Origin of the sequence: uncultured Microbacterium sp. (assembly GCF_963521695.1) — a bacterium.
In the GTDB taxonomy this organism is placed as follows: domain Bacteria; phylum Actinomycetota; class Actinomycetes; order Actinomycetales; family Microbacteriaceae; genus Microbacterium.
Genome location: NZ_CAUQWC010000077.1, coordinates 1 through 14091, shown reverse-complemented (window position 1 = coordinate 14091; position 14091 = coordinate 1). Strand labels below are relative to the sequence as shown.

Below are 14091 nucleotides of genomic sequence, written 5' to 3'. Positions count from 1 at the left end.
CGTAGGCTCGCCGCATGAGCGACGTCGTCATCACCGTCCGGGGCGAGAGCAACTCGCGCGTCCGCGCTGAAGAAGCGGCGGTGCGCGTCACCGTCTCCACCGACGGTCCCTCGCGCGGTCCCGTCGTCGAGCGGGCGCAGGAGCGGGCATCGACCGTGCAGGACGGCCTGGTCGCCCACCTTCGCTCCGGCGAGGTGTCGGAGTGGTCGAGCGCGCGGGTCTCGGTGTGGTCGGACCGACCGTGGAACAACGAGGGGGCGCAGCTCCCCCTCGTGCACCACGCCAGCGTCGAGCTGTCGGCGACCTTCACCGACGCCGGTGCGCTGTCGTGGTGGCTGGGCGATGTCGCCGAGTCCGACGACGTGCAGGTCACGGCCGTCGAGTGGCGCCTCTCCCCCGACACGCGCGCTCGCGTGGAGCGCGAGGTCGCCGCCGAGGCGGTTCACGTGGCCGTCGAGCGCGCAACCGCCTACGCGGACGCCCTGGGCCTGGCATCGGTCGCGGCGGTCGAGATCGCAGATGTCGGATTGCTCGGCGGTCGCCCCGAGTCGCCGACGCCGATGGGCGCCCGGATGATGGCCGCCAGTGCCGACGCCGGACCGTCGTTCAGTCTGCAGCCGCCCGAGATCGTCGTGACGTCGGTCGTGGAGGGGCGCTTCCGCGCAGAGTGACCCGTCCATAGCGGCCCCGACCCCGAGGCGCTGACGGCGCCCGTAGCGGCAGCTGTCAGTCGCCCAGGCGATTCTTCGTGCGCATGGCGCGCTCCGCCTCGCGCTTGTCTTCGCGCTCACGGATCGTCTGACGCTTCTCGAACTCGCGCTTGCCCTTCGCCACGGCGATCTCGACCTTGGCCCGCCCGTCGAGGAAGTACAGCCGCAGCGGGACGAGCGTGTACCCGCCCGCCGACACGGCGTGCGAGAGCTTGATGATCTCCTCTTTGTGCAGCAGCAGTTTGCGGGTGCGCTTGGCGGAGTGGTTCGTCCAGTGCCCCTGCGAGTACTCGGGAATGTGCACCGCGTCGAGGAAAGCCTGCCCGCCGTCGATGTACGCGTAGCCGTCGGTCAGGTTCGCCCGGCCCTGCCGCAGCGACTTGACCTCGGTCCCGGTCAGGATGAGACCGGCTTCGTAGGTCTTCTCGATGGCGTAGTCGTGACGCGCCTTCTTGTTGGACGCGATGAGCTTTTCACCCTGCTCACGAGGCACGGTGCCACCTCCTCATGATCATGGGCACACAGAGCCTTACAGTCTACCCCACGCTCAGGTGCGCAGCCATCGCCGGATGGCGAAGCTGGCACTGAGGGCGGCCAGGATGACGCCCACGACGACGATGACCGGGATGACGATCGCGACGTCGCCCACGTCGACCCACGACGTGATGAATCCGATGCGGTCTCGCAAGTACTGGTCGACGCCCACGCCGACGATCGCCCAGACCGCGACGCTCGCGAGTGCCGAGCCGACCAGGGCGGCGAGCACGCCCTCGACGACGAACGGTGTCTGGATGAAGCGATTGGACGCCCCCACGAGCCGCATGATGCCGAGCTCCCGTCGACGCGCGAACGCCGACAGGCGGATGGTGGTGGCGATCAGCAGCACCGCGGCGATCAGCATGAGACCGGCGATGCCGACGGCGACGTAGGTCGCGACCGTCAGCGCCTGGAACAAGGGCTCGAGGTATTGCAGCTGATCCTGGACGTCTTCGACACCCGTCTGGCCGCTGAACGCCTCGGTGATCACATCCGACTGACGCTGGTCCACCAGGTTGATGCTGAAGGTCGCGTTGAACTGGTCGGCCGTGACGACACCGAGGATGTCTTCGGGCAGCTGCTGCTGCGCGTCGGCGAACACCTCGTCGCTCGTCTGGAACGTGTAGTCGCGGATGAGCGGCGCGAGCGCCGGCCCCTCGAGCGTCGCCGTGACCTCGTCGATCTGCTGCTGGGTCGCCGGCTCTCCCGCGGCGCAGGTGTTCACGTTCGACGAGGAGGCACACATGAACACCGCCACCTGGGCACGGTCGGCCCAGTACGACTGCATCTTGCCGATCTGCATCTGCATCAGCATCGCCGCACCGACGAAGGTGAGCGAGACGAACGTGACGAGGATGACCGAGATGACCATGGACGCGTTGCGTCGTAGGCCCGTGAAGGCCTCCGACAGGATGAGCCCGAACCTCATGATGTGGGCCCCACTTCGTCGCTGCGGTCTGTCTTCTTACCGAGGCCGAGGCGGTCGGCGAGTCCGAGCTCGTCGACCTGAGGCGTCGTGACCGGGATGAACCCCGTGTTGGTCCCCGGCTCACGCGGCTGTCGGGTGGGCTCGTCGGCGGGGGCGTCCGATGCCGGGACTGCCGCGGCATCGTGGGCGGCATCTGCAGACCGCTCCGCCCGCGGTGCGGGCGCGGCATCCGTCTTCGGGAGGGGCTGCAGGGGCCCCGTGCGACCGGTGACCTCGCGCTGCACCTCGAGCACCGCCGAGAGGGCCGCGACGGCGGCGGCGCCCTTCTCGACCTCGGGAGTCAGGCGCGGGATGCTGGCGGTGTCGCCGTATCCGCCGCCGCGCTCGTCGCGCACCATTTCGCCACCACTGAGCTCGATCACGCGCCGCTGCATCTGGTCGACGAAACCGGCCTCGTGCGTAGCCATGACGACGGTCGTGCCGCCGGCGTTGATGCGGGCGAGCAGGCGCATGATGTCGGTGGACGTGCCGGGGTCGAGGTTTCCGGTGGGCTCGTCGGCGAGCAGTACCTGGGGGCGGTTGACCAGGGCGCGCGCGATGGCGACACGCTGCTGCTCCCCGCCCGACAGCTCGTGCGGCAGGCGCTTCTCTTTGCCGTCGAGGCCGACCAGCGCGAGAACCTCGGGGACGGCCTGCTGGATGAATCCACGCGACGATCCGGTCACCTGCAGCGTGAAAGCGACGTTCTGGAACACGGTCTTGTTCGGCAGAAGCCGGAAGTCCTGGAAGACCGAGCCGATCTCACGCCGGAAGTAGGGCACCTTGCGATTGGACAGGGTGCGCAGGTCGCGACCGAGCACGACCACGCGCCCGTCGCTGGGCGTCTCGGCGCGCAGGATGAGCTGCAGGCACGACGACTTCCCCGACCCCGATGCGCCCACGAGGAAGACGAACTCCCCGCGCTGCACTTCGAAGTCGACGGCGCTGAGGGCGGGCTTCGCGGTGCCGCGATACCGCTTGGTGACGTTTTCGAACCGGATCATGGCTCGATGAGCCTAAGCGCGGGTCCGAGGCACGCCGTCAGGACGCGCCGTGTCGGGAAACGAGAGAACCCTGTGGATGCCGGGCTTCCGGCATCCACAGGGTTCGTCGTCACGTGCGGGTCAGTCGTCTTCTTTGCGCTTGCGCCAGCGGATGCCGGCGGCGATCAGCCCATCGAGGTCGCCGTCGAAGACGACCGCGGGGTTGCCGACCTCGTACCCGGTGCGCAGGTCTTTCACGAGCTGCTGGCCGTACAGGAAGTAGGAGCGCATCTGGTCGCCCCAGCTCGCGGTGATGGTGCCGGCGAGCTCCTTCTTCTTGGCGGCCTCTTCTTCGCGCTTGAGCAGGAGCAGGCGCGTCTGCAGCACGCGCATGGCGGCCGCGCGGTTCTGGATCTGCGACTTCTCGTTCTGCATCGACACGACCAGGCCCGTGGGGAGGTGGGTGATGCGCACGGCCGAGTCGGTCGTGTTGACCGACTGCCCGCCCGGTCCCGACGAACGGAACACGTCGACGCGGATGTCGCCCTCGGGCACATCGACCTCGACGGCTTCTTCCATCACCGGGATGACCTCGACCGCCGCGAAGCTGGTCTGGCGCTTGTCGGCACCGCCGAAGGGGCTGATGCGCGCGAGGCGGTGGGTGCCCGCCTCGACGGAAAGCGTGCCGTAGGCGTAGGGCACGTCGACCTCGAAGGTCGCGGACTTGATGCCCGCACCCTCGGCGAACGAGGTGTCCATGACCTTCACGGGGTACTTGTGACGCTCGCACCAGCGGAGGTACATGCGCAGCAGCATCTCGGCGAAGTCGGTGGCATCGTCACCGCCGGCGCCGGAGCGGATCGTGACGACGGCGGAGCGCGGGTCGTACTCGCCGTCGAGGAGGGTCTGCACCTCGAGCTGACCGATCACGTCTTTGAGGGAGGAGAGTTCGCGACGGGCCTCGTCGGCCGACTCTTCGTCGTCCATCTCGATCGCGAGCCCGACGAGCACCTCGAGGTCGTCGAGCCGCTGCTCGATCTCCGACACGCGCTTGAGCTCCGCCTGACGGTGGCTCAGGCGGCTGGTGACCTTCTGAGCGTTGTCGACGTCGTCCCAGAGGTTCGGGGCACCGGCCTCTTCGCTGAGACGTGCGATGTCTGCGGTGAGTGCGTCGACGTCGACCACGGCCTGGATATCGGCGAAGGTCGAGCGCAGCGCCTGGATGTCGGCGGTCAAATCGAGTTCGAGCATTTGGCATCCAGCCTATCGTGGACACGGTGACAGCCGACTCTCCCCGGAACGTGCTGGTGCGCTTCGCGCCGATGATCTACGGACCCACCCTGCTCTTCGCGATCGGCGAGGGCGCCGTCATCCCCCTCATCCCCGTGATCGCCGACCGGCTCGGCGCCGACGTCGCTCTCGCGGCCCTGGTCGCCGCCGCCCTCGTCGTCGGCCAGCTGTGCGGCAACATCCCTGCCGGGTGGGCCGTGGCCCGATTCGGCGAGCGCGTGACGATGGGCGTCGCCGGCATCGTCGTGCTGGCCGGTCTCGTCGGCATCGTCTTCGCCTCGTCGCTGGCCGTGTTCGCGGCGGCGGTGTTCCTCATCGGCTTCTGCGCGGCGGCGTTCGCGCTGGCCCGCCATTCGTTCATGACGACGCGCGTACCGTTGCATTTCCGCGCCCGGGCGTTGTCTCTCCTGGGCGGTACCTTCCGGGCGGGCATGTTCGTCGGGCCGTTCATCTCTGCGGCGCTCTTGGGCATCTTCGGCGACGAGACGGCATCCGTGGTCTTCTTCGCCGTGTGCCAGGTCGCGACCATCCTGCTGGTGTTCTTCGGTCCCGACCCCGAGCGGGCCGTGCCCGTCGGGGCGGGCTCGACGCCTCGGCCACACGCTGCGACCAGGGAGGCCGAGGACACCGGCGAGCCCGTGACCGGCGCGATCCCCACGGTCGAACGAGCGGGCGTCTTCCGCACGATGTGGCGCTTCCGCGGGGTGCTGGCGCGACTCGGCCTCGCGGCCGCCTCGCTCTCGGCGGTGCGGTCGGCCCGCCAGGTGGTGCTCCCGCTGTGGGGTGTCTCGCTGGGGTTGGACGCCGGCACCATCGCGGTGGTGGTGGGGGTGTCGGGTGCCATCGACTTCGCCCTGTTCTACGCCAGCGGTCAGGTGATGGACCGCTTCGGGCGGCTGTGGGCGGCTCTTCCGGCGATGATCCTTATGGGCGCCGGGTTCATCGCGCTCTCGTTCACCCACGATCTGGGCTCCGCGCCCATGTGGTACGCGATGTTCGCCGCCGTGCTCGGTGTGGGCAACGGCCTCTCGAGCGGCATCCTGCTCACTCTCGGCGCAGACATCGCCCCTCCCAGCGAGCCGGCCGCCTTCCTCGGATCGTGGCGGACGCTCACGGACGGCGGCGGGGCGCTGGCCCCGCTGCTCGTGTCGGCGCTCACGGCGGTGGCGTCGCTCTCGGTCGGGGTCGGGGCGATGGGCGCGATCGCGGTGCTGGGCATCATCGGGTTCGTCCGGTGGGTGCCGCGATATGTGCCGCGCACGCGGTGAAGCTTCGGAAACCGTTCAGGTGCATCCGGCTCCGACGTGCCGAAAACGGCGGTTCGCAGGTTTCCGCGCCGTAAACATTCCGGGAATCGATGGCGAATGCTCAGCTATCCGATAAGAATCGAAGCGTGTTCGCCTCCTCGGGCGGACGCATCGTTCCCCCTGGATGATGCGGGCGTCGCCGCCCGCAGAGAGGTGCATTCACCGTGCCCCGAAACACCACCCCCTCCCCGCCCTCGCGCGGCCGCCGTTTCTCCGCCGTGGTGGCCACGACCGCCCTCGTCGGCGGATCGCTGCTGCTCGCGCCGGCGGCGACCGCCGCGGTCGCCCCGGGCGAGACCCCGAACGACCTCGGCCTGACCGGCGCCGACGTCATGACCCACCTCACGGAGTTGTCCGAGATCAGCGAGTCGTTCGCCGCCGAAGGCTTCCGCGCGTGGGACTCGCCCGGCTACGAAGCCGCAGCCGAGTACGCCGAAGAGGTTCTCGAGGCGACGGGGGCGTTCACCGTCACCCGCGACGAATTCGACGTGCCGTACTCGGAGTTCGGCGAAGCGTCCCTCACCGTCGAGGGCACCACGTACGAGGGGTCGCACTTCGACACCAGCGAAGGCATCGACGGCGACTACACCGACACCCTGGCCCTCCCCGCCGCCGACGCCGCGGGGCTCCGCCTCGGGTGCGCCACGACCGACTACGCCGCCGTTCCGGCCGGCGCGATCGTGCTCGTGCAGCGTGGCGACTGCACCTTCCAGGCGAAGATCGAAAACGCCACGGCGGCGGGTGCCGGCGCGGTGTTCGTCTACAACAACGCTCGCCCCGAGGCCGAGGGGACGACCCCCGAGGGTCAACTCACCAACGTCTCGGCCGGCCCGCGCAACGAGGACAACTCCCCCGCTGCCACCCTGCCGCAGGCGAGCGGCGAGGCGCTGGTGGCCCTCGTCGCGGCGGCTCCCGCCGGCGAGCCCGTCGAGGGCACCGCCGTCATCGAGAAGGAGTTCCTCGTCGGCAAGACGTTCAACATCATCGCCAACAGCATCGCGGGCGACCCCGACGACACCGTCGTCGTCGGCGCGCACCTCGACGGGGTGGCCGAAGGACCCGGCGTGAACGACAACGGCTCGGGCTCGGCGGCCATCCTCGCCCTGGCCGAGAAGATCGCGGCATCCGAGGTCCCCAACGACAAGCGCATCCGCCTGGCCCTGTGGGGTGCCGAGGAGATCGGGCTGCTCGGCTCGACGGCCTACGTCGACGAGCTCGTCGCGGAGGATCCGGCCGAGCTCGCCCGGATCTCGGCGTACCTCAACTACGACATGATCGGGTCGGAGAACTTCACGGTGGGCGTCTACGACGCGAACGAGTCGTCGTCCGAAGCTCCGGTCGAGATCCCCGACGGGTCCATCGAGATCGAGAAGGTGTACACCGACTACTTCGACGCCATCGAGCAGCCGTGGATCGACACCGAATACTCGGGCCGCAGTGACTACCAGGCGTTCATCGACAACGGCATCCCCTCGGGCGGACTGTTCTCGGGTGCGGACGACATCAAGACCGCCGAGCAGGTGACAATGTTCGGCGGAACAGCCGGCGTCTTCATGGACCGCAACTACCACTCGGCCGACGACACCCTCGCGAACATCAACCGCACGTCGATCGACATCTTCTCGCCCGCGATCGGCCACGCGGCCTACGTGCTGGCCTGGGATGCCGTCGCGCCCACGCCGACACCGACGGCTGAGCCCACAGCCACGCCCGGCCCCACCGCGGAGCCGACGGCCACGGCCGCACCGACGTCCGCACCGTCTCCCAGCACCACGGCCGTTCCCGCCCCGGGTGGGAAGGGTTCCGGCGGGAGCCTCGCGCGCACCGGCTCCGACGTGGAGGGCTCGCCGCTTCCGCTGATCGGTGCCGGCATGCTCGCCTTCGGTCTGATCGTCGCAGCCGGAACGGCGATCGCCCGCCGCCGCACGCAGCAGTAACCGTCGACGGTCTCCCCCCGGACCGACGAAACCGCCGGGGTCGCGCATCACGCGCGGCCCCGGCGGTTTCGTGTGCGGTTACTCCGCGTCGCTCACGCGGATGAGCACTTTCCCCGTCGCGCCGTTCGCGACGGCGTCGTGCGCGGCTGCGGTGTCGGCGAGGGCGAACCACGTCAGGGGCAGCCCGGCGTCGTCTCCGACCGGTAGCGCTCCGTCGGCGACGGCTGCCGACACGTCTTCGACGGCGGCGGCGAGCGCGTCTTCGCCCACGGTGTACAGCAGCAGGCCCTGCCAGCGGACGTTCTTGGCGAAGCTGGCCCGCACCGCGGCGCTGAACTGGTCACCGCCGTTATCGGCGTAGTAGCCGATCGAGCCGTGGTTGGCGATCACCTCGACATCGAGGGCGGCGTTGTCGGCGATGGCGACCTCGACGATGTGCTCGACGCCGTTCGGTGCGAGCTCGCGGATGCCGTCGGCGAGCGCGTCGCTCGGGTACTGCAGCACGTGGTGGGCGCCGGCAGCGCGCGCGAGCGCCTCCTTCTCATCGCTGCTGACGGTCGCGATCACCGTCGCGCCTGCCCACGCGGCGAGCTGGATCGCCGCGTGGCCGACGGCGCCGGCGCCGCCCTGCACGAGGACCGTGCGTCCGTTCAAGGCTCCCGGCGCGAGTCGGGACGGCCCGTGCTCGTGCACGGTCAGGGCGCGGTGGGCCGTCATGGCGGGGACGCCGAGGCTCGCCCCGAGGGCGAACGAGGCGTCGTCGGCGAGCGGGACCGCACGGGCGGCCGGGATCACGGCGTACTCGGCGGCCGTGCCGGTGGGACGCTCGTGCTGGGCGAGGTAGACCCACACCCGCTGACCCGTCGACGGGGTGTCGACGCCGTCGCCGACGGCATCCACGATTCCCGCGCCGTCCTGATTGGGGGTGACCTCATCCCACGAGAAGGGGCGGCCGCCTTGTCGGGCCTTCCAGTCGGTCGGGTTCACCCCCGACACGGCGATGCGCACGCGCACCTCGCCGGGGCCCGGGTCGGGCAGAGGACGCTCGACGAGCGAGAGGACGGAGGAGTCACCGGTCTGGGAGTACGTGATCGCCTGCATACGGAGGGAAGCGCCCGAGGCGGTGCGCGCATTCCTTCGGCGTGTCGCGAAGGCTCCCGCCACACTGAAGCCGTGAGCAGCCTTCTCGTCGCCAACGGCGTCCTTTTCTCCGCCGGAAACGTCCTCGACGCCGACGCCCTGGGAGTGCGCGACGGCAGAATCGTCGCCGTCGGTTCGTACCGCGACGTGCGCGACACCCTGGGGAGGGTCGACGACGAGCTCGATGCGCGCGGCGGACTCGTGACCCCGGGGTTCGTCGATGCGCACCTCCACCTCGGAGGTGGGGCGGTCGACGCCCTCCGCTGCGATCTGGCGGGCGCGGACACGCTCGATGAGATCGACCGGCGCATCCGCACCTTCGCCGTCGGATCCGGTGCCTCGTGGGTGGTGGGCGGAGGATGGGACCCCACGCTCTTCCCGCCCACCGGCCCCACTGCCGCCCACCTCGACGCACTGGTTCCGGATCGTCCCGCCTTCCTGCTCGACGCCGACCACCACGGCGGGTGGGCGAACTCGGCGGCCCTCGTCGCCGCGGGCATCGACCGCGCCACCCCCGATCCCTCCGACGGGCGGATCGAACGCGCGGTCGACGGCACACCGAGCGGCGCGTTGCGCGAGGGCGCCATGCAGTTGGTCTCTCCGCACATCCCCCCGCACGAGACCGCGGATATCGCGCGGGCCCTTCTCACGGTGTCGCGGTCGGCACTGGCCGCCGGCATCACCGGCTGGCAGGAAGCTGCGCTGGGAGAGTACGCCGGTTACCCCGACTTCTCGCACGCGTACCTCTCGCTCCTGCGTGACGGATCGCTGGTCGGGCGGGCGACGGGCGCCATCTGGGTGCCGCGGAACCTCGCATCGGACACGATCGACGCCTTCGTCGCCGCGTGCATCGAGCGCGCTCGCGTGAACACGGCGGCCGGGTTCCCCACGCACACGGCGAAGCTCATGCTGGACGGCATCGTGGAGACGCGGACCGCGCACCTCTGCCACCCCTACCCCGACGGGTCGCGCGGCCTGTCGTACTTCGCGCCCGAGCTCGTGCAGCAGCTCGTCCCCGCGCTGAACGCAGCCGGTGTCGCCGTCCACGTGCACGCCCTGGGAGACGCGGCAGTCCATGACGCCCTCGACGGATTCGCCGCGGTATCGGCCGATCACCGCGCCCGCGTGCGCAACCACATCGCCCACCTCGAGCTGATCGCCCCCGACGACGTCCCCCGCTTCGCCGCCCTGGGAGTCACCGCCAACTGCCAGCCGTACTGGGCGTGCGCCAACGCCCTGGTGCGTCAGGTCACCCTGCCCCTGCTCGGCGTCGACCGCGCCGACGATCTCTACCCGTTCGCAGCCCTCCGCGATGCCGGCGCCGCGCTCGCGATGGGGTCGGACTGGCCCGTCTCCACCTTCGACCCGTGGCTGGGCATCCACGTGGCCGTCACTCGTCGTCCCCCGGGAGAAGCGGATGCCGAGCCCCTCGGCGCCGCGCACGCCCTCTCGCTCGAGGCGGCGCTCGACGCGTACACGCGCGGCTCGGCGGACCTTCTCGGTATCGGTGCGGGCACCCTCGCTGCGGGCGCCGCGGCCGACCTCGCGATCGCCGACCGCGATCCGTTCAACGTCTCGGCCGTCGACATCCACGAGACCCGGACGAAGGCGACCGTGGTGGCGGGTGAGGTGCTCGTGCTTTGACGGCTCGTTCACATCGGGGGCGGGCGCGTCCCGTTTAGACTGAACGCACTCGCGGGAGTGGTGAAATCGGCAGACACGCAGGATTTAGGTTCCTGTGCCTTCGGGCGTGGGGGTTCAAGTCCCCCCTTCCGCACGATTGGCCGCTCCACCCGCACCACCTCTCCGACCCGACGGGACCGATGTGATCCACACCACCGCCGCACTGCTCCCGTGGCTCGACCCCGCGACGATCATCGACGCCGCCGGCCCCTGGGCCCTCGTCATCGTGTGTCTGATCGTCTTCGCCGAGACCGGTCTGCTGATCGGCTTCCTGCTGCCCGGCGACACGTTGCTCATCATGGCGGGCATCCTGTCGAACCCGGTCACGCACCCGCCTCACGGGGTCTTCGGAGTCAACGTCTGGATCACCGGACTGCTGATCGGCCTCGCGGCCTTCCTCGGTGGCGAAGTCGGCTACCTCATCGGCCACAAGGCGGGGCCCGCGATCTTCGAGCGCAAAGAGTCGGGTCTGTTCAGCCGCAAGAACGTCGAGCGCACGAACGCGTTCTTCATCCGCTTCGGCGGACTCACCGTGATCCTCGCCCGCTTCGTGCCGATCGTGCGCACGTTCGCGCCGATCGCCGCGGGTGTCGGCCACATGAACAAGTGGAAGTACACGCTCTACAACCTGATCGGCGCCCTGCTCTGGGGCTTCGGCCTCACCGTCGCGGGCTATCTGCTCAGCCTGATCCCCGGCGTCGGTGAGTTCGTCGCGGAGTACATCGACGTCATCCTGCTGACGGTCGTGGTCGGCACCGTCGGTTTCGTCGTCTTCCACTACTTCCGCGAGCGCGCCGCCGCCAAGCGCGATGCGGCAGCCGGACACGACACCGTCACCCACGACGAGGCCGAGGCGCTGACGCTCGACCCGAAGTCGTTCGAAGACGGCGACCACCCGGCGCGCTGAGGCTCAGGACGCCTTCGTCTTCTTCTTGGCCGCCGGCTTCTTGTCGGCGGCCTTGTCGTTCTCCCCCGCCCGCGCCGCCCGGCTGCGCTCGACGCTCGCGCGGAGCGCCTCCATCAGGTCGATGACCTCGCCGCCGTCGTCTTCCTCCTGCTTTCCGAAGGTGGCATCCGTGTCGATCGCGTCGCCCTGCTCGAGCTTCGCGTCGATGAGGGTGCGCAGCTCCGCCTGATACGCGTCGGTGAACTCCTCGGGATCGAAGTCCTTCGAGAAGCTCTCGACGAGGGATGCCGACATCTCGAGCTCCTTGGCCGAGATCCGCACGCTCTCATCGAGCGCCGGGAACGCCGCCTCGCGCACCTCGTCGGCCCACAGCAACGTCTGCAGCACGAGCACGTCTCCGCGCACCCGGAGGGCGGCGAGCCGCGTCTTCTGCCGCAGCGAGAACCGCACGATCGCGGTGCGGTCGGTCTGCTCGAGCGTCTTGCGCAGCAGCACGTACGCCTTGGGCGACGAGGAGTCGGGCTCGAGGTAGTACGCCTTGTCGAGGGTGAGCAGATCGACCTGCTCGCTGGGGACGAACTCGACGACCTCGATCTCACGGCTGCGCTCGCTGGGCAGTGACGCGAGGTCGTCCTTGGTCAGGACGACCGTCTGCTCGCCGTCGTCATAGGCGCGATCGATGTCGCCGTAGGGCACGACCTCGCCGTCGACCTCGCAGATGCGCTGATACCGGATGCGCCCGCCGTCCTTGTTGTGCACCTGGTGCAGGGAGACGTCGTGGTCCTCGGTGGCCGAGTACACCTTCACCGGCACGTTGACGAGCCCGAACGTCAGGGCGCCCTTCCAGATCGATCGCATGGGTCCAGTGAACACCGAAACGCCTCGGGATGCCGAGACCCTTGCGCCGCGGGTCGCCGGTTCCGCGCCGTCCACTGCCGCCCCCTGACACAACGCAGGAAATCCGACCGACCGACCGGCGGACGGGGCCGTACTGTCGGTCGGCGCAGCCGGAACTCCTGCGTTGTGTCCGGGCGCGGACGGAACTCCTGCGCTGTGTCCGGGCGCAGCCGGAACTCCTGCGCTGTGTCCGGGCGCGGACGGAACGCCGTCGGCATCCCGGACCTTCCCCGCTCTACGCTGGGGCGATGACGGAGCAGACGGTGCGGATCGGCGGTCGCCGACTGCGCCTGTCGAATCTCGACAAGGTGCTCTATCCCGAGACGGGGACCACCAAGGGCGAGGTGATCGACTACTACTCGCGCATCACGCCGCTCCTGCTCCCCCACGTGCGCGACCGCCCGCTCACGCGCACACGCTGGCCCGACGGCGTGGGCACCGAGGCCGAACCTGCCGAGCCGTTCTTCGCCAAGGCCCTCGAACCGGGGGCTCCTGCCTGGGTGCGGCGCCTGCCGATCGATCACTCCTCCGGGGCGAAGGACTACCCCCTCGTCGACGACCTGCCGACCCTCGTGTACCTCGCCCAGGTCGCCAGCCTCGAATTGCATGTGCCGCAGTGGAGATTCTCGCCCGGCGGCGAGCGCCGGAACCCCGACCGCCTCGTGCTCGATCTCGACCCCGGCCCGGGGGTGGGACTCGCCGAGTGCGCCGAGGTCGCCCGCTGGGCGCGGGCGGTTCTGCGGGACATGGGCCTGGATCCGCTGCCGGTCACCAGCGGCAGCAAAGGCATCCACCTGTACGCGCACCTCGACGGGAAGCAGTCGAGCGATTCCGCCAGCGCGATCGCGAAAGAACTCGCGCGAGCCATCGAGGCCGACCACCCCGACCTCGTCGTCAGCCAGATGTCGAAAGCCGCCCGTCCCGGCAAGGTGTTCATCGACTGGAGCCAGAACAACGGGTCGAAGACCACGATCGCCCCCTACTCGCTGCGCGGCCGCGCACGGCCGACGGTCGCCGCCCCGCGCACCTGGGACGAGCTCGACGATCCCGGTCTGCGTCATCTGCTGTTCAGCGAGGTGCTCGAGCGCACCGTCGACCCCCTCGCCCCCGTCGAGCGCGACGACGGGCCCCTGCGGTCCTACATCTCCAAGCGCACCGCCGGCCGCACCCCCGAGCCCGTGCCTCCCGCACCGCACGGCGACGCCGTGCCCGAGGGTCTCCCCCGCTTCGTCATCCAGGAGCATCACGCCTCCCGCCTGCACTGGGATCTGCGGCTCGAGCACGACGGCGTGCTCGTCAGCTGGGCCGTGCCTCGGGGTGTGCCCGCGACGACGGCGAAGAACAGCCTCGCCGTCATGACCGAGGACCACCCGATGCAGTACCTCGACTTCGCGGGCGAGATCCCCCGCGGCGAGTACGGGGCGGGAATCATGACGGTCTGGGACACCGGCACCTACGACCTCGAGAAGTGGCGCGACGACGAGGTGATCGCGACCCTCCAGGGTCGGCCCGACGGTCCTCTCGGGCGCGTCCGGGTCGCCCTCATCCGCACGCAGGGCGCCGGAGAGAAGTCGCAGTGGTTGCTGCACCGCATGAAGACGGATGCCGAGGGCCACGCGCAACGCGACGGGGCGCCGGTGGTCGCCCTCGACCATGCCGGTGCGAGCGCCGCCCCCGCCACCACCGCGTCGACCCCGCCTCGACCGATCACCGCGCCGTCGGTGGCCGACCTC

At 69.9% G+C, this 14091-nt stretch carries 12 protein-coding genes and 1 tRNA gene; 7 read left to right on the top strand and 6 right to left on the bottom strand.

Annotated elements, in window-relative coordinates; translation table 11 throughout:
• The first annotated feature begins 14 nt into the window (after positions 1-14).
• Positions 15-671, top strand: coding sequence for an SIMPL domain-containing protein (locus RWP81_RS07810; protein ID WP_314454444.1), 657 nt, complete (start codon positions 15-17; stop codon positions 669-671).
• A gap of 55 nt (positions 672-726) precedes the next feature.
• Here RWP81_RS07810 and smpB read toward each other — a convergent pair whose 3' ends face one another.
• The 4 genes from smpB to prfB form a co-directional block, all read right to left on the bottom strand.
• Positions 727-1203 carry an SsrA-binding protein SmpB gene (gene smpB / locus RWP81_RS07805; RefSeq protein WP_055953901.1) on the bottom strand — a complete coding sequence of 159 codons (477 nt, stop codon included), beginning with the start codon at positions 1201-1203 and terminating at the stop codon, positions 727-729.
• Positions 1204-1257: 54 nt separating this feature from the next.
• Entirely contained in the window at positions 1258-2175 is a 918-nt protein-coding gene (ftsX, locus tag RWP81_RS07800; RefSeq protein ID WP_314454440.1) for a permease-like cell division protein FtsX, read from the bottom strand.
• Positions 2172-3218, bottom strand: coding sequence for a cell division ATP-binding protein FtsE (gene ftsE, locus RWP81_RS07795; RefSeq protein WP_314454436.1), 1047 nt, complete (start codon positions 3216-3218; stop codon positions 2172-2174). Before ftsE ends, ftsX begins: the two co-directional genes overlap by 4 nt.
• A 120-nt stretch (positions 3219-3338) precedes the next feature.
• Entirely contained in the window at positions 3339-4448 is a 1110-nt protein-coding gene (gene prfB / locus RWP81_RS07790; protein WP_055953891.1) for a peptide chain release factor 2, read from the bottom strand.
• Between the two features lie 71 nt (positions 4449-4519).
• Here prfB and RWP81_RS07785 point away from each other — a divergent pair, with 71 nt between their 5' ends.
• Together RWP81_RS07785 and RWP81_RS07780 are read left to right on the top strand one after the other, a co-directional pair.
• Positions 4520-5755, top strand: coding sequence for an MFS transporter (locus RWP81_RS07785; protein WP_243222335.1), 1236 nt, complete (start codon positions 4520-4522; stop codon positions 5753-5755).
• 203 nt (positions 5756-5958) lie between these two features.
• Positions 5959-7731: a M20/M25/M40 family metallo-hydrolase gene (locus tag RWP81_RS07780; protein WP_314454432.1), complete on the top strand. Its 1773-nt coding sequence runs from the start codon at positions 5959-5961 to the stop codon at positions 7729-7731.
• Positions 7732-7809: 78 nt separating this feature from the next.
• On the opposite strand, the gene RWP81_RS07775 is transcribed toward RWP81_RS07780, so the two are convergent.
• A complete protein-coding gene (locus RWP81_RS07775; protein ID WP_314454429.1) occupies positions 7810-8832 on the bottom strand; it encodes an NADPH:quinone reductase in 1023 nt (340 codons plus the stop codon).
• Between the two features lie 72 nt (positions 8833-8904).
• Between RWP81_RS07775 and RWP81_RS07770 the strand changes: the two genes are divergently transcribed.
• The 3 genes from RWP81_RS07770 to RWP81_RS07760 all read left to right on the top strand — a co-directional run bounded on the left by RWP81_RS07770 (position 8905) and on the right by RWP81_RS07760 (position 11461).
• Positions 8905-10515 (top strand): amidohydrolase, encoded by a 1611-nt coding sequence (locus RWP81_RS07770; RefSeq protein ID WP_314454426.1) that lies wholly within the window; start codon positions 8905-8907, stop codon positions 10513-10515.
• A gap of 51 nt (positions 10516-10566) precedes the next feature.
• A tRNA-Leu gene (locus RWP81_RS07765) sits at positions 10567-10648 on the top strand.
• A 48-nt stretch (positions 10649-10696) separates the two neighbouring features.
• The gene (locus tag RWP81_RS07760; protein WP_314454423.1) at positions 10697-11461 is read left to right on the top strand and encodes a VTT domain-containing protein; all 765 of its coding nucleotides are present in this window, start codon (positions 10697-10699) and stop codon (positions 11459-11461) included.
• Between the two features lie 3 nt (positions 11462-11464).
• On the opposite strand, the gene RWP81_RS07755 is transcribed toward RWP81_RS07760, so the two are convergent.
• Positions 11465-12319, bottom strand: coding sequence for a Ku protein (locus tag RWP81_RS07755; protein ID WP_314454420.1), 855 nt, complete (start codon positions 12317-12319; stop codon positions 11465-11467).
• Between the two features lie 287 nt (positions 12320-12606).
• Here RWP81_RS07755 and ligD point away from each other — a divergent pair.
• The coding region (ligD, locus tag RWP81_RS07750) for a non-homologous end-joining DNA ligase (RefSeq protein WP_314454418.1) at positions 12607-14091 on the top strand (1485 nt) is incomplete at its 3' end.